The following is a 17,021-nucleotide window of genomic DNA, read 5'->3' as shown; positions in this document are numbered from 1 at the left end:
TGCGTGCGTCGAAAAAGTGCGGCGTGCTCAGCAGATGTGCTGAGTACTTAGCGCCGAATGGATAGGCGCGCTTTTCAGGCCGCTTCCACTAGTCGGCGCGAATCCCTCGCGAGGGTTAATTCCTCCGGATTATTTTGTGCCTCATCCAAGCTGAGTGTGCAGGCGCACGGGTCGGTTGAATAGAACCGGTAGGTGTTGCGGCTCGTTTTTGCTTGGTACATCGCCGTGTCGGCGCGTGTCAGCAACTCCTCGGCTGTTTGTGCGTCATCCGGGAAAAAGCAGGCGCCGATGCTAGACGAGATGTTCAGTTCATAGCTATCAATATGGAACGGCTTGGCCAACTGGTCAACAACGGCGAATGCGACCCGCTCCACATCGGACGCCTCCTGGACGTGAGGCAGCACGATGACAAATTCGTCGCCGCCGAGCCGGGCTACCGAGTCCTCGTTGCGTACCTGCGAAAGAAGCCGCTCCGCAATCAGCTTGAGGAGCTTGTCGCCAATGATATGGCCGTATTCGTCGTTGATCGTCTTGAAGTAATCGAGGTCGACGAATAACATGCCGAATCGCAGCCGGCTGCGGCGCGCATAGGCAATTGTCCGGTGCAAGACATCTTCCAGCGAAGCGCGGTTGAGCAGCCCGGTCAGCAGGTCGTGATTGGCACGATAGGCTCGGTGTTCCTCCAATGCCTTCTGTTCCGTGATGTCGGCCAAACTGACGATGTGTTGGGTAATGCGGCCGCCGGTGTCGCGCACGACGGCAATTGATACCCATGACGGAAATACGGCGATGTCCTTATCCTGATGACGACGGCAGCGGATCTCGCCTTTTGCCTCGTCCTTGCCGTCGAGTTGCGCCATTAGCTGCTCGTAGCGGCCCTGATCCGTGCAATGTGCGACCAGGAGATCGAGGCAATGTCCCCTGACCTCCGCCAGGGCATAGCCGGTGACAGAGGTAAAAGCGGCGTTGACCGTCAGAATGCGCAGATCGGCATCAGTGATCAAGGTCGGTTCCACGCTATGCTCAAACGCTTTGGCAAGAAGCCGGCGTTCGTTGATTTCCGCCTCAAGCGTCTCGTTCACCTGGCGTAATTCATGGGTACGCTGCGCAACGCGCTCTTCCAGTACCTGGCGCGCATTCTCAACCATCCGCTGCGCGCAGTTGCGCTGCGCAACAACGGCGCCGCCAACTAGCGAACTGATCGTCATGACAGCGAAATAGAGTTCCATGAGCATCAGCGATATGTTCGGATCAGCGCTGACCGCGAACGGGCCGAGTTGATGAGCGGTGCCATAAGTCGCGATCACCGATACGATCGTCACCAGCAAGGCAGATTCACGGTTGCTAAAACGCTCTAACGCCCAGAGCAGGCCGGGAAATACAATGTATTCGACAGGGTAGCGGTTCGCCAGCTCGCCAGGAACGCTAAACACGGTGACGCTGATCGCAGCCATCACTGTCAGCAGCAACAGTGCTTCCATGCGGCGTTCGTTTGGAAGGGCGCGGTTGCGCCGCTGCGCAAACAGGACGATTGTCGGGGTGAAGATCAACATGCCGGCTGTACGTCCCACGGTCCAGACCGTTATTTCAGACAGCACGTCGGCCTGTATGAAGCCGAACAGGATGAGGGCAAGGACCGCGCCGCTTGACCCGAGAATGGCGCTAGTGATCGCGACGAACACGTAGCGGAATGCAGCAGCTGGCGATTCGAAGCACGGATCGTTGACCCACCTTTTGAAGAATAGCCCGCCCGCATAAGCCTGGACTGCCTGTGCAACGCCGACGAAGAGCGCACATGCCAGACCGGCGGCAAGCGGCGCGCCGCCGTCCATTACCAGCACCTTCGCCAGAATGGCAAAAGTGCCAGCAAGAACACCCGGCCAGACATGCCGACCGCGAATGATGGTCATAGCCAGCGCCACTCCCGAGGCCGGGCAAACGACACTGGCAACGAAGGGGGGAAAGCATAGGGTTTGGCCCGCCCACGCAGTCAGGAAGAACGCGACTGCAACGACAGCATTATCAGCAACTTGGCGCCGTGAAATCTTGGCCATGGAATTCCTCCCTACTGACGGCGTTTGATCGGAAAGGGCCACGTAAAACGTTTTGCTTTTCACCGTTGCATGGGAAAGGCGGATGCCCTGTACTCGTTATTGTTTCCATCGGGTATTACATTGCACTGCTTGCGTGTACAGTCCCGGAATTTCTGTTGTGCCCATGGTGCAGGGGCAGCCTGAATGCCCGGTTAGACTTAGGCCGCCCTAGACGATTTGCCATGAACAGTATGGAAAGCGCAGTCAAAGGAAAACCGAAGCGTAATGCGGAGGCCGCTTCTGGTCGGTATAAGGCATACCGTTGGTTCTCTCTTGGAAAGATTGCCTACTAGAACTTGTAGCGAGTCAATTTTACTCGGCGCGAATGTGTATCTTTTGATATATCGCAACACATTCCCTGCAAATTACTTATCTAAATATTGATCCAAAATAAGTGATTTCCTTAAGAAAACTATTTTTATTGGTTTTTCTCTGTCGGTAATAGTGATGGTGAAGACGTCCATAGACTTAAAGTCGCCACCTAGAAAATCTGCCTATGCTCAGCTCGCTCCACAATCGGCTTTGGATTGATTGCCATTATTTAAAGGCGTGATGGCAATCAATTGCTTGATCTCATCCTTGAGGCAATGGGACGTTCGGGGATCGGTGGCAATGCGGGCTGCGAACTCGCCGCAGACGCGAGATGCAAATCACGGAGAGCAGAGGATCGGAGAGCGCACGCTGCCACATCCTGTGCGATAGGCTCGCCTGGCAGGCGCCTCGATCAACGTCGTATTCGGGGCGCCTGCGAAGATGTGTTCGGCGATATGGGGTGTGCGAGTAAATGAAATGGCGGAAAGTCGGAATAAATGCACCGTTGTCAGGATGGCCGGTGCGCTGGCTGCATGCCTGCTTTACGATGCCGCGGCCCATGCATGCTGCATATAGGTCGATGCCACGATGGCCGGCAAGGGGACATCGATGGCGGCGCAAATTGCGCGCAGCAGGTCGGCGGTTTCGACAGGCATGTCTTGCGTGCCGGCTGTCGCCGTCGCGACCAGCGCCCGGATCAGCACAGGCTTGGCCAGCGGGGCCAGTTCATTGGCTGCCATCAGCGCGGCGCGTATGCGTTCGGAGCCGAGGAGGGCGATGTCGCTCGGCGCGTCGTTGAGATCGACCATGTTTGCTCCGCGCGTATAGGCCGCGAATGCGGTTTCGCCATTGCACTTTGCCGCCATATGCGCCACCAGCGAGAGCAGCACCGCTGTTTCCTGCCGCAACGCTCCGATAGTGGGATAACGAACCGGCACCGCGCGGCCTGCATGCGGGTCGAGCCGGCGTTGCAACACCGTCTGCAGCACGAATTCGGACAGCGTGACGCGCTTGTCGGCCGCAATCAGCCGGGCGGCCATGGCTAGCACCTCGTCACGCTCCGGTTGCGGCAGCTGGCGCAGCGCCGGCATCGCCAGGTCGAGCAGGGGCAGCCGCGCGCTTTTCGGCATGGCGGCGACTGCGTCGGCCAGATAGGCTGCCAGCGCGCCTTGCCTGGCGTCGGCGGCATTCAACGCCGCCATCTGCGTCTCGCGCTGCCCATCCTGCCCGAGCAGCAAGGCGTAGACGACGGCGCAGGCCGCATGCGGGTCGCGCACCGCGCTGTCGAGCTGCGGCGCCAGGGCCGTCCGCTCGCCGGCACCGTGGCCGAATGCGATTGCCGAGGCCATGGATGCGCCGTTATCCTTTTGCGTCGATAGCGGCGCGGATCGGACGGCGGGTTGCGCAGCTGCAAAGCCGGCAGTAGAAAACGGGATATCGGGCAGCATCGGCTCCTGCTGCGGTGCTTCCTCTTGCACCGGCGCATCGAGCAATTCCACCTTCCTGCCATACAGGCGGCGCAGGCGCTCCTCGATCGGCGGATGCGTGGCAAACAGGCCGGCTACCAGGCCGGGCTTGACCGCGCCGAGAAACAGGTGCGACAGCTGTTCGGCATTCGGATGCGTGATGCGCGAGCCGAGTTCCATCTCGCGCGACAGGCCGCCGATCTTGCGCAATGCGCCGCCGATACCGTCGCGGTTGCGCGTGAATTGCACTGCGCTGGCGTCGGCGAGGTATTCACGCTGGCGCGATACCGCCGACTTGATCAGGCGGCCGAAGAACACGCCGATATAGCCGATTGCAAACAGGGCGGCGCCGCTGACGAACACGACCAGTGCCGCCGACGGCCCCTTGTCGTCGCGGCTGCGCGAGCGTGACGGCACGAAGTAGCGTGCGAAGTCCATCAAGTGCTGGCCAAAGCCGGCGATCATCTGGATGCCGAACAATACGCCGATCAGGCGCATGTTCAGGCGCATGTCGCCGTTGAGGATGTGGCTGAATTCATGGCCGATCACGCCCTGCAGCTCGTCGCGCGTCAGGCGTTGCAGCGTGCCGCGCGTGACGGCAAGCACCGCCTCGTTCGGGTTGTAGCCGGCGGCGAACGCATTGATGGCATCCTCGCGATCGAGCACATAGACTTTCGGACAGGCGATGCCGGAGGCAATCGCCATTTCCTCGACCACGTTCTGCAGGCGACGCTCCAGCAGCACGGTGGAAGCCGGCGCGACCAGCCTGCCGCCCGCCATCTTCGCGACCGCGTCACCGCCCTCGCGCAGGTTGAACAGTTCGATGGCGGTGCCGCCGCCGATCAGCGCGAGCGTGACGAAGGTGTTGGTGACGAAGAAGCCGCGCGGGTAACCGTAGGGGCCGTCCATGCGCACACCCTTGGTCCACAGCCAGACGAGGGCCATGGCGGCGTTGACCGCGATGACGATCGCGATCACCGCGAGGATGAACAGGATGACCAGCGTGCGGGTTTGGCGGCGCGCCTGGTCCTGGTGCTCGAAGAAGTTCATGGCGGATGCGCGGCGCGCATCGCGTCAGAACGACACCTTCACCGCCTTGCGCTCCTCGGGCGCCTCGGTCGACTGCAGCAGTTCGGCCGCCTTGAACGAGAACATGCCGGCGATGATCGAGCCGGGGAATTGCTCGGCTGTCGTGTTGTACTCCATCACGTTGTCGTTGTAGGCCTGGCGCGCGAAGGCGATGCGGTTTTCCGTGCTGGTCAGCTCTTCGCTCAACTGCATCATGTTCTGATTCGCCTTCAGGTCGGGATAGGCTTCCGACAGCGCGAACAGGCGGCCCAGGCTCTGGTTCAGCGCGCCTTCGGCCGCCGCCATCTGATGCACCGCCGCCGCGTCGGTCGGGTCGGTCGCGGCGCGGGCATTGGCCGACACGGCGCTGTTGCGCGCGGCGATCACGGCTTCCAGCGTGCCGCGCTCATGCTTCATGTAGCCCTTGGCGGTTTCGACCAGGTTCGGGATCAGGTCGTAGCGCCGCTTCAATTGCACATCGATCTGCATGAAGGCATTCTTGAAGCGATTGCGCAGGCTGACCAGCCTGTTGTAGGTTCCCATGGCCCAGAATGCCAGCGCGAGTGCGAGGGCCAGCACGACGACGAGAGCGATCATGATTCCTCCAGAGAATAAGGCGAATGGCGCGCGACCTACTATAGCATCACTGCATCGCGTCGCCATGCCTGCGGCAAAGGAGCCCCCGTGTTCGCGGCCCGCAAAAAAAGGGCTGCACGTTTGCGTGCAGCCCTTGCGCGGTTGCGCTGGCAGGCGTGTCGGTCAGTGCCGGCGGGAGACGCGCTCCGCGCCGAAACGCACCGCGTCCTTCACCTTGTCCCAGGTGCTTTCGGGATGGTTGGCTTCCCAGTCGCTGCGCAGTTGCGGCTCGACATCGTTCCACTGGTAGTTCTGGTAGCGCTCGCTGCCGGCCATGGTCGATCCGTAGCGGTATGCCGAGTCATAGTCTTCATAACGTCCGCCCGACGTGCCGTAAGCGCTTTGCCAGTGGCGGCGGTACTCGGAGGCGTCGTCCGCGGTGGTGCCGATCGGCTCGGCGGCCGTGGTCGTCGTGCGCACGGTGGACGTCGACTGCATCGTGCTGGCCGGCCGGTAGATGTGCTGGCCGTTGAGGCTGCGCCACTGCTGTTCGATGTAGTCGGCGTCGGCTTCCGAGCGCGGCCGCACGCCGATCAGGATGCCGCCTTGCTTGATGCCGCTCTCGTAATGCTTGACGCGCTCTTCCGGAATGCCCCATCCGACCAGCGCGCCCAGCAAGCCGCCGGTGGCCGCGCCGGCGCCGGCGCCGGCCAGCGCCGCGGCGATCGGCCCGGCGATCACCAGACCCAGGCCGGGCAGCGCCAGGCTCGTGCCGGTGGCCGCGACAGCGGCGAGGATCGCGCCCAGCGTGCCGCCGACGGCGCCGCCGATGCCCGCGCCTTCCGCTGCCTTGTTGCCAAGTTCGGTCTGTTGCGCCCCGGCTTGCGAAAACTGTTTCGAGCGCGTTTCGTCGGACATCACCACATTGATGTCGTCTTTGGCATAGCCGCGATCCGACACGACCTGATAGGCGCGTTCCGCGCTGTCGCGGTCGGTAAACAATGCAGTGAGCATGCCGGTGGTATCGCTCGTAGAAATTGCCATGATGTATCTCCTTACCAAATCATGTGAAAAACAATGCCTGCCCCTTTTGCGCATGCCTGATCAGACCAGCCGGCACGGCGATGCGAACGCAGGTGCCCGCATTGCATTTCACTCGGGTTATGAAAGCGTCAATGGTTTTATAGGAGATTGAAATGGACACATAGTTCCATTCATTGTTTGAAGCAAGAAATGTCGATGCACGTTATCAGGAAAGGGGACGCGGCTCAGCTGCCAGGTGCCGTATGCACCCCTTGCACCGCGTCCGGCAGCGGCGGCGCATCCGGGCGGTGAGGATCGATGAACAGTTGCTCGAGATTGGCATCGGACGAAACGCCCAGACGCGCCGCGCCGCCGCCGTCGGTCTCGCCGGACAGCCATTTTTCCGCCACGTTGCGCCCCAGTTCCTTCAGGTGCCGCAGGAAGGGCAGGGCCGTGTTGCTCTTGCTGGCCACGCCGAATCCGGCCATGTCCGCATGCGGCGGAATGTAGTGAAGCAAGATTTCGTCCTTGCCGTGCAGCTTGCCGCCGGCCTGCCGGGCGCGCGCGTCCGCGGGAACCTGGCGCAGCAGTTCGTTGACCTGATGGATGCGCTTGATTTCCGAGATGAGCGATGCGTTGAAGGTGATCTCGTTGATGCGGTCGATGATTTCCCATGCCGTGTCGGGAGGGACGGCGCTCTTCTGCATCACGATCGGGTTGACGCCCACGATCACCAAGTCGCGCGTATCCTGCTTGTGATGCTCGACCAGCGGCGCCAGCGCCGGGTCCGCGACGTAGCCGCCGTCCCAGTAGTACTCGCCGTCGATGGACACGGCGCGGTCGACCGTCGGCAGGCAGGCCGACGCGAGCAGGTGGGGTAGTTGGATCTCGGCCTTGCCGAAGGCTTTCGGCTGGCTGGTGCGCACGTTGGTCGCGCACACGTAGAGCGCAGGGCCGGTCGTGCTGCGGTTGAGCGCATCGAGGTCGATGCAGTCGGCAATCGCCTGCGCGATCGGATTCTGGCGCGGCCCGCCCCACGACTGGTAGGGCGAGGTGACGAGCGACAGCGCGTTGAGCGCGATCGGCACCGGCATGCCGTCGATGTTCCAGGAACGGTGGAACGGGTTGGGCGTGAAGCGGTACGGGTTCAGATAGGCGTCGCCGATTTCCGCCACCCGGTGCCAGAACTTGTCGAGCAACTCCCGCGCGTGGGCGCGCCGCGTCGTGTCGTCGAGCCGGCGGCCGCCGGCATCGCGCTCCAGGCTCAGGCCATACGCCAGCACGGCGGCGATCATCGCGCCGCCGCTGGTGCCGCTCACCGCGACGATATCCAGATCGTCCTGTTGCAGCAGCCGGTCCACCACGCCCCACACGTAGGCGGAATGGGCGCCGCCGCCCTGCAGCGCCAGCGTGATTTTCCTCTTTTTGGCATTGTTCGCTGTCGTCATGATGGTCCCCGTGAGCATGAGTTGGTGCGGGAGTGCATGCGGCGCGTCCGGTCCGGCGCGCCGTATGCAATGATCCGCCCGCGCGCCGGCAGGCCGTCCGATCTGGATCAAGGATGCCGTCTCAGATGCTCACCGTCAGGCGCGGCCCGAACTTCTCGTTCTCCCAGATCAGCTGTTCCGGCGTTTGCACTGCGCGGCGATTGAGCGCGTAGCCGCGCGGATTGGCGATCACCCGCGTGCCGGCGACGTCGTAATCGAAACTGTCGTGCACGTGGCCGTGGATCCACAAGTCGGCCTGCTCGACCAGCGGCGTCAAGTCGCTGATGAAGGCAGCGTTCAGGCGCACGCCGGCATAACGCGGATGGATGGATTGCGGATGCGGGCCGTGGTGCGTGACGACGACGGTGCGGCCGGCGAAGCGCTCTGCCAGTTTTTGCTCCAGCCAGGCGCGCGACTGGCGGTGCAGCCGCAAGGCATCCTGCGCCGTGAAGGGGCCGCGCTCGGTGTGGATAACCTGATGGTCGCGCAACATCTGCTCGGCTTCCTGCATCGCCTCGCGCTGGTGCTCCGGGTCCAGCAGATAATCTGTCCACAGGCAGCAGCCCAGAAAACGCACGCCGCCGACGATGTGCTCGCCGCGCTCCAGGTAGCGGACATTGGTGCCGGCGCAGGCGCTGCGCAGCTTGTCTTCCAGCTCGGCATACTGTTCATGGTAAGCCTCGTGGTTGCCGTGCACATAGATCACCGGCACCGGCCAGTCCGCGAAAGCCGCGATCGCCTCGGTTGAGCGATGGATGTCGCCGGCGAGCACCAGCACGTCGGCGTCGGCGGGTTCGACGGCACGGTAGCCGGGAAACTGCTTTTCCAGGAGGTCCAGATGCAGGTCGGAGGCGATTTGGATGTTCATGCGCAGTGTTTGCTGGTTAATGCCGGGGCTGGTGCGTCCTCGGTTTCATGATAAGAAGCGCCCGACCGGAAGTCGACCTCGGGGGCAGGCGTTTTGCGGATGATTTGTTACGCAGATTCAGTATTACTATACTGTACGCCTCATTAACGGACTGGGCCGGAGCGTCGCGTGTTCATTGAAATCAACCGTTCGCAGGCTGGCGGCGGCGTGAGCGCGCGGGGCTCGGCGCCGTGCCGCCTTCCCTCATGAGCTGGTCCAGGACATTCGTCGGCTGGCTTCTGATCGTGGCCGCCGAGACCGTGCATGGCTTCCTCAGGCAAGTCTATCTGGCACCGGTCGTCGGCGATTTTCCTGCCCGCCAAATCGGTGTTCCCGTTGGCTGCCTGATTGTTTTTCTTATTGCGAGTGCGACCATTCGCTGGATCGGCGCGCAAACATGGGTTGAACAACTGCAGGTCGGCTTGGCCTGGCTGGTGCTGATCGTCACCTTCGAGGGAGGTCTGGGCCTGGCGCCGGGATATTCGCGCGAGCGCATCCTGTCCGACTACGACTTGTTCAATGGCGGCTATATGGGGGTGGGGCTGGCGTTCACGCTGTTGGCACCGGCCGTGGCGGCACGAGTGCGCGGTTTTGCGGCGCGCCAATAAAAAACCCGGCGCAACCGTGATGGTTGGCCGGGCTTTTGACATTCTGGTGGGGCGGCGTCTATCAAATTCAGTAGATAAGTGTTTGAGCGACATAGAACAAATGTTCGCCGCTTTTGTAAATACCGTCACCAATGCCGCTAGTTTTGTGAGCTGCCATGCGACAACTGCATCGGTAGCGAGCGACTTCTCACCTTCGCTTCCTGGTTGTCTCACGCTGACCGCGCGGTTTTAGATCAGCTGCGGTCAATGCCCTCCAGCCTTTTTTGCTATTGGCTCTTGGACAATATACGACCATCGAGACGGCAGAGCGCAGCGTCGACGCGCTATACGTTGCAAGGGTCGGAAAGTGTGCCTGCAGCCATTCCACGAGATCATCGCGCCTAAAAGCGCACTTGTATCTGCCGTCAAAGCGTTTTCCGGTCAAAAAGTCATGCTTAGGTTCAGATTTGACTGCGATTTTGACGCACTTGGTCACCTCTTTCAGCAGATGGCTGCCGCAGCGAATCTGCATGGCTTCCGTACTGCGATATGTCCGGATCCCTTCTTTCGCTTTGGCCTTATCATCATCTGTAGGGATTCTTTGCGCCCTTTTCAATTTCCATTCTTTGCTCTCTACTCGCGTAACTTTTGAGCCATTCTTCATGCACAAGTCGCGTGCGTGAAGAAATTCATCCAACGGGAACCCACCTTCATTGTCGAAGCGGCGTTCACGTTTGTCATCAGCAAATACGCTTGCTACGGGCCGTCCCCGACTGCCTGATCCGCTCGCGTAGCGAAGTACCCACATGCCGGGCGTTGGGTGATCGTCGCGCCATTGGTTGAAGTGATTCCACAACGACGGCTTGATTCCATGCGCGAATTCGCTTTGCACCGCCCAGCGCAGCCACACCAGCGCGTGCCAAGTAGTCTCGTGCGTGTACGCACTGTTGCGCAGCTTTGTGACGACACGGTGCACGATACTGTCTGTTCCTACAGCTGGCACCGGTACATCCTCCAGCCTTCGGCAAAACAACTCTCGAATGATTCCGTCCTGCCGTGCTCGCTCGGGGTCATCAGTCAGCGTTGGCCCTAGCGCGAACAGCTCACGGACTGCTGTGACAGCAGACCACACGGTATCGAACTCCATTCCGTTCTTTCGATGTGAAAAACGCCATGGTAACAGCCGACTTACTGACTCGCCAGGCAAAACATCCCCCGTCCTCCCCCAAAAAAAAGCCACCTGAATCGTTCGTAGACTGTGTCGGCTTGAGTTCCAAAACGGGCTAAGCACGTGTTCGACAACCGGAGAAAGGTCACCATGAAATGAAACGTCTCACGAAAAGGAAGCAGTCTGACGACATAGCAGGCGCAGCAGCATTCAACGGCCGCCAGGTGAAAATCGGCGGCAAACGCGCGCCGCACGACGCTTTGCAATTCATTGGCGAAGCGGCCGACAAGTCGCTTCGTTTCATCCAACCCAGTGCCCCTGACATTGTCTTGCGAGGGCGAGGCATGATCTATCGCGAGTGCCGTGCCACGCGCCAAAGTGCAGCGCGAATGACTGTGCTCGCGCCAGTCGCCGGAACCATACCAGGGCAGTCATCCGGTAAGTCCCTTCAACGACTGTCATGCCGGGATATTCGTACAGGAGAACTACTTGTATTTCGAGGTGAGCTGCTCGATCACCCACACGTCTCGCGCGGTGCCAGCCATGCAAAGCCCATGGCGCAACAACCTACGCGCCGGCGCCAATCCTCGCCTGTCGTATCAAATCCAGCTGATATGCAACCAGCCGGTCAGCCATGTGCGCGTCGCCAGCGTACCGCTCGTAGCGAGGAGCTTGCCGAAAAACTGATTGCAGTGGTCAAGGCAGCGGAACGCGGTATGGATAGCGACCTAAAAATTGACGAAGTGATGTTTTGCGTCAATGAGTCGCGTCCGACGATATATCGCAAGATGAAGAGCGGACACTTCCCGCAACGGATCAAGCGCGGACGCAGCAGCTTTTGGAAGGCGTCTCAAGTCCTCGCGTATCGAGACGGCCGATGGAAACCAGACACAGCATAGCGAGCGCGCTAGGCCGTTGTACGTCGCTCGGCATCCCCTGGAAACGGGCGGGACGGTCGCGGAGGAGCGAATCAAGCTCGGTAGATGTGCCAAGCACGGTCCGACTTACAACGTGCCAGCGCATGCATCACGGAAAAGACGAAGAAAAGGCTGGTTATGTACAGCAGCGCGGCCGTTTCTTCGTTTCGCAGGCGCTCCGTCGTCAAGCCAATACTGTAAATAGCTAAGCACGGTAGACATGGCGGCCAAAGGGACGACCGGAATCAGTGTTTGTGTGCCGTCTACATTGAAAAACCACAGTCACGTGTATGCAGATGACGCAGCATATTTCACAAATTTAGGAGAACGCGGACATGCCAGTTCAGATGAAATCGGTAAATAAGAAGAGTACGCAGATGGAAGAGATGCGAGCAATGCCAATGCCGAAGAGAGGAATACCCAAGTCTTTCTCGCCAACGAATACCAGCGCAGATCAAGACACGACCCGTCGCAAGATCGCCATCCCGAAGCAGCATGCCGATACGGACGATCTCGCCGTGCCGGCGGCGGGCGTCCCGCGTGCAATCAAAATCGACAAACTGACGCTGGCCGTTCTGCTGGAGGATGTGAGCCTTGATGAACGCAACGTTGTTACGAGCGTTCTCGACCGACTGAAGCGGGAAGGCAAGCTCTACAAGGGGTCTGCCAAAGGACGCGGCTTCAAGAACGTTTATGTGAAGACGTACAAAGACAACTTTAGTATCGAGGTCCGGGTCAATCCAACGCGGGAGCTTCATTCCCGTCAATTCATGAATATAACGTTCAACCCGAGCTTGATGGATGAGAAGCGCGTCAAGTGGTTTGGCAGGTTGTTGCGTATGTTATTTCCGGGGCGTCGCTCCGAAATGATGAGGCAGTTGCGCCTGTACCGTTGCGACGTGTGTGTGGATATTCCGGAAGATATAAATCAGCTCATCGTGCGGTTACGACGTTGCACCGTGCAATCGAAGTACTTCATGGCCACCGATTCCGTTGGCCGCGTGGAGACCATGTACCTTGGCTCGATTGCATCCGATTTGCATGGTGTCGTCTACGACCAGCAAGCAAGTGACGCGTTCAAGCAAGCGGTGGGAGAGACCACATCATTGCCGCCGCTCGAGCGTAACCGCACCAAGTCTAGAGATGACGCAGAAGTGGTGTTGCAACGTACCCGCTTTGAAGCACGGCGCGTATTCAAAGACCTGCCGACGCTGGACGTATTGGATGAATGGACGGCTCCGTTTGACCGATGGGACGTGTGGCAAATTCGGGATGTGCCGGCGTTGCGCAAGGACTGGGAGTTTGCGGCGTACTTGGATGCGGTACGGTGGCGCGGTGTGGCTGGCGCTCGCTTATACCTCGAAGGCCGCGGTTGCGAGCATGTCAGTCGCTTCGAGCAGCAACTTGACCGCTACAAGGCGGACTGGTGGCGCCCAGAACGTATGCTGCTCGACATGCAGTCGGCTTTACGTAGCCGACTGTTGTGGAAACTCTTGAGAGGGTAGCCCGACAAGCCACGCGTCGCCTGGCAATGTACCGTCGCGGCTGGTTGGCCGTGACGGACGAAGCCGCGTCGGCGGCGCGATCTTGATCAACTGGCAATTCGCAGCTCGAAATTTTACTTAAGACAAGTCAATGCAGATAACACATGGATCAATGTGGCAAGTCTGACATGAGTTTTACAATCGTGCTGGAGCCATTCTTTTCGCTGATGCGGCCATTGAGCTGCCGCGGAGCGAAAAGCGGCTCCAATCGCGTAAAAAGCGGCTTGCCGGCCAAGCTTGAAGCGGCAGTGCTGCCGTCGAATTGGCCGCAAGTATATTTGCCACTGAGAAATGCCGCCGAGATATGAGCTACGCTTTGTGCTCCGCGTAGCTGTTACGCCGACAAAACAATCGCTCAGTGAGCCAAATGCGAAACCGAAAGCTTTTCACGACAGACCAAAAAAATGAGCCGCCTGATTGCTTACAAGATGACCCACGACACCGGTTTTGCGCCTAACCCGTTTGGCAGCCAATTAACCTTGGCGACGTGCAAACCGGCCATCCGACGCACCAAGTTGCGTGGCGATTGGGTGGCCGGATTTGCATCGCAGGATTTGGTGCATACCAGTCGTCGCGCCGGCGTCAGCATTCCAGTGTCAGGGCTGCTGTATCTGATGCGTGTCGGGGAAGTGTTGAGGCTAGAAGACTATTTTCACGATGCACGGTACCAGCATAAGAAGCCGCTGAAGGGCGCCAACGATTCGATTCTTCGGTGCGGAGACAACATCTACGACTCGGATGGGGCAGGCGGCTATCGGCAATTGCCAAACGATTCGCATGATGATTCATTAAGTACTATTCGTCATGACACAGGCGGGGTGAACGTGCTCATCGCGGACATTTTTTACTACTTCGGCAGAAATTGTCCGGTTCCGCGCGGCGGGTGGGACAGTATCGGCATCACGCTATCCAAAGGCCGGACATTCTATTGTTCCGAATCCGATCTCGAAAACATTCGGCGCTTTCTGCACGATCAGCGGTATGAGCCGGGCGTCCATGGCAAGCCATGCCTGTGGCAAGAGCCGGAAGGATGCAAAGCAGCGCGCTCCACGTGTTCGAGTCAGACCAGCAATAGGGGCGGCAGCCATGAGCATTCTGTTCCTACGTGTCGGTATTGACCGCGGCTGCGGTGGCAGCTTATCTCCACGTTTTGAAGACGGGACGTTTGAATACGTGCCGATACCCGAGTTTTCCGAAATCGCGGAAGGGCGCGGCGTCACCTATGCGGATCTGCCAGCCAGATGCGGTGTGTCGCTCACCAGCTACGTACGCTCGCACCGTTACACGCATTATGATCCCGAGTTTGAGACATACACGTATGGCGAGCCGAGCGAACCGAAGCGTTCGCAACTGCTCCGGTTGAAGCCAGACGACTACTTGGTCTTTTATGCCGGATTCCAAGGGCCAGGCATCGCGCCGGGCACGTGCTTCGTCATTGGATATTTCTGCGTCAATCAAATTCATCCTGCGCCGACCGACTCCGCTTGGCCACCCGCGTCACTGGTGCATCTGCACCGGAACGCGCACTTTCGACGGAAGAATCCCGAGAAGACGCTCGTCGTCGTGGAGGGTGACCCCTCCGGTTCCAGGTTGCTGACGTTGACAAGGCCGTTTTCGGACGGTGGTCAGCGGGTTTTGCCAGAGATTGCGCAAATCGTAGGATTTCACGGGTCTGTAATGCGGGCCGTCGGCCGCTGGGTGCCCGCTGCGCACGAAGAGAGGACTGTTGGGTGGCTGCTTTCGTGAGCGGATCAAACGCTGCACAAACACAACTTTCAGCTTCGTAAGCTCAAAGGAGACAGCGGCAATGTAGTGTACGGGGGAGAACGGAACGCGACGCTGATGCGAGTGATTGGGCGCTGGCTACATAGCAGGCATAACCTGAATGCATCGACTGTGATCGTTAAGCGACTTAGCTGTCTCTTTTAGTAGGCTCGCCTGGTGAATCTGATTCTTCCGTTCTCGCATCGCATGCCAGCGCATTGGCCCCAAAGTTAATGTTGGTGGAATAGGGCGACCTTACGGCGCGAAGTAAACCTTAGACAATCGGAATGCTAAATGATCGTGAATGGACTGCACACAGTCAAGACGAGGGATGCAGCCGGTCAAAAAGTTCTTTGACCCATGGCGAATTTTGTTTCGCTCGAAAGCAGACGTGCAACTCTTTGCGCGGGCGGGTCACACCGACGTAAAAAAGTCTCCGGGCTTCTTTGACTGCCTCTGGTGTCCTATCCCTCCAACTTGGAATTACGTCGCTGTTCATCGCAAACAGAATCACTGCATCAAACTCTCGTCCTTTGGCGCTATGCAGCGTACTCAAGTTGATGCGTCCACCGCCTTCAATGCGTCCTCCTAAATGTGCAAGTGGCATATTTTCATTGGGTGAGGATGAAGCGGTCCGTTCAATCATCAAGTCGATCGTTTTCCAGTCTTCGGTAAGATCGGCCGCGCTTTGAGCCCATGGCGTGATGAGCGTATCGCGGAGCCGGATCAACCAGAGATGTGCCGTCTCATCGACACCAATGCTTTTCTGTAAAAATTCAATTAATTGCAAATGGACCGCGTGCCGTTCATCATTCGTAGCATATGGCCCCTTAACAAGGTTCACGGCCTCGTCGGCCAGCCGGCGAAATAGCGGATTGGCTTCCTTCCACCCACCTGTTACCCACCGCGCGCAAGCCTCGACGAAGCGCGCAAGCCGCGAGCTTCTTTTCACCAAAGCCTGATTGTCGGCGCGGACGAAAGGCAAGTTCATCCATGCTAATGCCAGGGCCATATCGGATCCTAGGGACGCTTCTCGGTAGAGGATCGCAATTTCTTCAGGCGCAAAGCCTCGCTCGATTAGCTGGGGAACCAGATTTTCTGCAATGTCTCGGGCCTGATCCTGTGTGTCTCCTGAGTGCGCGCGAAACTCCACTACTCCTGTGCTCGTACCGTTCGGTGCAACATAGCCGCGATCCTCACCAAGAGCTGCCATGGAGGCGTTGATGATCGTCGTGCCGGAGCGATAATTGAACCGTAGTCGGTAAGTTTTTACATCAGGTCTTTCAGCGAGGCCAGCCAGCAACTGTGGATTGGCACCCGTAAATGCATAGATGGATTGGTCAACATCGCCGACTGCAAATAGCCGCATCCGACCGTCAAAACAAAGCTTTAGAACTAATTCGTGTAGAGCATGGCCAAGGTCCTGATATTCGTCGACAAACAGGACGGGAAAGCGAGCTTCGAGCGCCTCCGCGATCCAGCGGTGTTTGGCGATCATTCGATAGGCAAGCAATGGCATGTCATCAAAGTCAATCAATCCCTGTGCGTGCAGTTGCCGCTCGTACTCTTCGACGAAGCGGGCCAGTTCGGGATTGCGCCCGCGCCATGACGGGGCGTCTCTATTTACCTGACGCAAACGCTTCTCAACAGCGAAACGCCACATTTGATGCGGGTCGCCAGCACTCCCGAAGATGGTTTTGTATGCATCTTCCACAATGCCGCGGCGTTCCGCTTCGGTGGCAACACGGAAGATTGGAGGCAGTTCCGGCAAGACGCAGCGCGCATAGGGGCTGATTACCTGCGATAGGGCAAATCCGTGAACCGTACCGATAAAGATGCGGCTGCTTGGTTCGATTCCCAGTTTCGCCAGGCGGCCCTCAAGCTCCAAGGCGCATTCATTGTTGTAGGTGATGCAGGCGACTCCTCTAGGCTCGAAAACATCATCCAATAGCGCCCGCGCAATTGCGGCTGTTAACGTTTTCGTCTTGCCGCTTCCAGGGCCCGCAAGCACAACACAATGCTGCATTTCGTGGATAGCATCGTGTTGCTCCCGGTTCTCCCGCATATCCGCAATCGCGGCATAAACTAGCTCTCGATCAAGCATCGGTA

General features: G+C 59.1%; 14 protein-coding genes. 6 read left to right on the top strand and 8 right to left on the bottom strand.

Annotated elements, in window-relative coordinates:
* Nucleotides 1-74: 74 nt before the first annotated feature.
* The 6 genes from FAY22_RS17425 to FAY22_RS17400 all read right to left on the bottom strand — a co-directional run bounded on the left by FAY22_RS17425 (nucleotide 75) and on the right by FAY22_RS17400 (nucleotide 8,893).
* On the bottom strand, nucleotides 75-2,054 hold the full coding sequence (locus tag FAY22_RS17425; protein WP_146331544.1) for a diguanylate cyclase domain-containing protein: 1,980 nt from the start codon (nucleotides 2,052-2,054) through the stop codon (nucleotides 75-77).
* Between the two features lie 893 nt (nucleotides 2,055-2,947).
* Nucleotides 2,948-4,921, bottom strand: a complete 1,974-nt coding sequence (locus FAY22_RS17420) for a M48 family metallopeptidase (RefSeq protein ID WP_146331541.1) — start codon at nucleotides 4,919-4,921, stop codon at nucleotides 2,948-2,950.
* 24 nt (nucleotides 4,922-4,945) lie between these two features.
* Entirely contained in the window at nucleotides 4,946-5,536 is a 591-nt protein-coding gene (locus tag FAY22_RS17415; RefSeq protein ID WP_146331538.1) for a LemA family protein, read from the bottom strand.
* 162 nt (nucleotides 5,537-5,698) lie between these two features.
* Entirely contained in the window at nucleotides 5,699-6,559 is an 861-nt protein-coding gene (locus FAY22_RS22445; protein WP_246860547.1) for a hypothetical protein, read from the bottom strand.
* 224 nt (nucleotides 6,560-6,783) lie between these two features.
* Nucleotides 6,784-7,986, bottom strand: coding sequence for a patatin-like phospholipase family protein (locus FAY22_RS17405; protein WP_168204868.1), 1,203 nt, complete (start codon nucleotides 7,984-7,986; stop codon nucleotides 6,784-6,786).
* Nucleotides 7,987-8,107: 121 nt separating this feature from the next.
* On the bottom strand, nucleotides 8,108-8,893 hold the full coding sequence (locus FAY22_RS17400) for a metallophosphoesterase (RefSeq protein ID WP_146331533.1): 786 nt from the start codon (nucleotides 8,891-8,893) through the stop codon (nucleotides 8,108-8,110).
* 245 nt (nucleotides 8,894-9,138) lie between these two features.
* Here FAY22_RS17400 and FAY22_RS17395 point away from each other — a divergent pair, with 245 nt between their 5' ends.
* Nucleotides 9,139-9,540: a hypothetical protein gene (locus tag FAY22_RS17395; protein ID WP_146331530.1), complete on the top strand. Its 402-nt coding sequence runs from the start codon at nucleotides 9,139-9,141 to the stop codon at nucleotides 9,538-9,540.
* Nucleotides 9,541-9,727: 187 nt separating this feature from the next.
* Here the strand turns inward: FAY22_RS17395 and FAY22_RS17390 are convergent, their stop codons facing one another.
* Nucleotides 9,728-10,666: a hypothetical protein gene (locus FAY22_RS17390; RefSeq protein WP_146331527.1), complete on the bottom strand. Its 939-nt coding sequence runs from the start codon at nucleotides 10,664-10,666 to the stop codon at nucleotides 9,728-9,730.
* A 176-nt stretch (nucleotides 10,667-10,842) separates the two neighbouring features.
* Between FAY22_RS17390 and FAY22_RS22185 the strand changes: the two genes are divergently transcribed.
* The 5 genes from FAY22_RS22185 to FAY22_RS17370 all read left to right on the top strand — a co-directional run bounded on the left by FAY22_RS22185 (nucleotide 10,843) and on the right by FAY22_RS17370 (nucleotide 14,894).
* Entirely contained in the window at nucleotides 10,843-11,586 is a 744-nt protein-coding gene (locus FAY22_RS22185) for an AlpA family transcriptional regulator (RefSeq protein ID WP_210411846.1), read from the top strand.
* Nucleotides 11,587-11,939: 353 nt separating this feature from the next.
* Entirely contained in the window at nucleotides 11,940-13,109 is a 1,170-nt protein-coding gene (locus FAY22_RS17380) for a hypothetical protein (protein ID WP_146331524.1), read from the top strand.
* Between the two features lie 143 nt (nucleotides 13,110-13,252).
* Nucleotides 13,253-13,456 carry a hypothetical protein gene (locus FAY22_RS22030; RefSeq protein WP_168204867.1) on the top strand — a complete coding sequence of 68 codons (204 nt, stop codon included), beginning with the start codon at nucleotides 13,253-13,255 and terminating at the stop codon, nucleotides 13,454-13,456.
* A 96-nt stretch (nucleotides 13,457-13,552) separates the two neighbouring features.
* Nucleotides 13,553-14,266, top strand: coding sequence for a hypothetical protein (locus FAY22_RS17375; protein WP_146331521.1), 714 nt, complete (start codon nucleotides 13,553-13,555; stop codon nucleotides 14,264-14,266).
* A complete protein-coding gene (locus tag FAY22_RS17370; protein ID WP_146331518.1) occupies nucleotides 14,235-14,894 on the top strand; it encodes a hypothetical protein in 660 nt (219 codons plus the stop codon). Before FAY22_RS17375 ends, FAY22_RS17370 begins: the two co-directional genes overlap by 32 nt.
* 337 nt (nucleotides 14,895-15,231) lie before the next feature.
* Here FAY22_RS17370 and FAY22_RS17365 read toward each other — a convergent pair whose 3' ends face one another.
* Nucleotides 15,232-17,016 carry an ATP-dependent helicase gene (locus FAY22_RS17365; protein ID WP_146331515.1) on the bottom strand — a complete coding sequence of 595 codons (1,785 nt, stop codon included), beginning with the start codon at nucleotides 17,014-17,016 and terminating at the stop codon, nucleotides 15,232-15,234.
* Nucleotides 17,017-17,021: the final 5 nt, after the last annotated feature.

Origin of the sequence: Noviherbaspirillum sp. UKPF54 (assembly GCF_007874125.1) — a bacterium.
Taxonomy (GTDB): domain Bacteria; phylum Pseudomonadota; class Gammaproteobacteria; order Burkholderiales; family Burkholderiaceae_D; genus Noviherbaspirillum.
Note: the sequence above shows the minus strand (reverse complement) of the source record. Positions and strands in the feature narration are given on the sequence as shown.

Coding starts and splice junctions, on each gene's coding strand:
- FAY22_RS17425 (WP_146331544.1), bottom strand. CDS start 2,054: ATGGCCAAGATTTCACGGCGCCAAGTTGCTGATAATGCTGTCGTTGCA.
- FAY22_RS17420 (WP_146331541.1), bottom strand. CDS start 4,921: ATGAACTTCTTCGAGCACCAGGACCAGGCGCGCCGCCAAACCCGCACG.
- FAY22_RS17415 (WP_146331538.1), bottom strand. CDS start 5,536: ATGATCGCTCTCGTCGTCGTGCTGGCCCTCGCACTCGCGCTGGCATTC.
- FAY22_RS22445 (WP_246860547.1), bottom strand. CDS start 6,559: ATGGCAATTTCTACGAGCGATACCACCGGCATGCTCACTGCATTGTTT.
- FAY22_RS17405 (WP_168204868.1), bottom strand. CDS start 7,986: ATGACGACAGCGAACAATGCCAAAAAGAGGAAAATCACGCTGGCGCTG.
- FAY22_RS17400 (WP_146331533.1), bottom strand. CDS start 8,893: ATGAACATCCAAATCGCCTCCGACCTGCATCTGGACCTCCTGGAAAAG.
- FAY22_RS17395 (WP_146331530.1), top strand. CDS start 9,139: ATGAGCTGGTCCAGGACATTCGTCGGCTGGCTTCTGATCGTGGCCGCC.
- FAY22_RS17390 (WP_146331527.1), bottom strand. CDS start 10,666: ATGGAGTTCGATACCGTGTGGTCTGCTGTCACAGCAGTCCGTGAGCTG.
- FAY22_RS22185 (WP_210411846.1), top strand. CDS start 10,843: ATGAAACGTCTCACGAAAAGGAAGCAGTCTGACGACATAGCAGGCGCA.
- FAY22_RS17380 (WP_146331524.1), top strand. CDS start 11,940: ATGCCAGTTCAGATGAAATCGGTAAATAAGAAGAGTACGCAGATGGAA.
- FAY22_RS22030 (WP_168204867.1), top strand. CDS start 13,253: ATGGATCAATGTGGCAAGTCTGACATGAGTTTTACAATCGTGCTGGAG.
- FAY22_RS17375 (WP_146331521.1), top strand. CDS start 13,553: ATGAGCCGCCTGATTGCTTACAAGATGACCCACGACACCGGTTTTGCG.
- FAY22_RS17370 (WP_146331518.1), top strand. CDS start 14,235: ATGAGCATTCTGTTCCTACGTGTCGGTATTGACCGCGGCTGCGGTGGC.
- FAY22_RS17365 (WP_146331515.1), bottom strand. CDS start 17,016: ATGCTTGATCGAGAGCTAGTTTATGCCGCGATTGCGGATATGCGGGAG.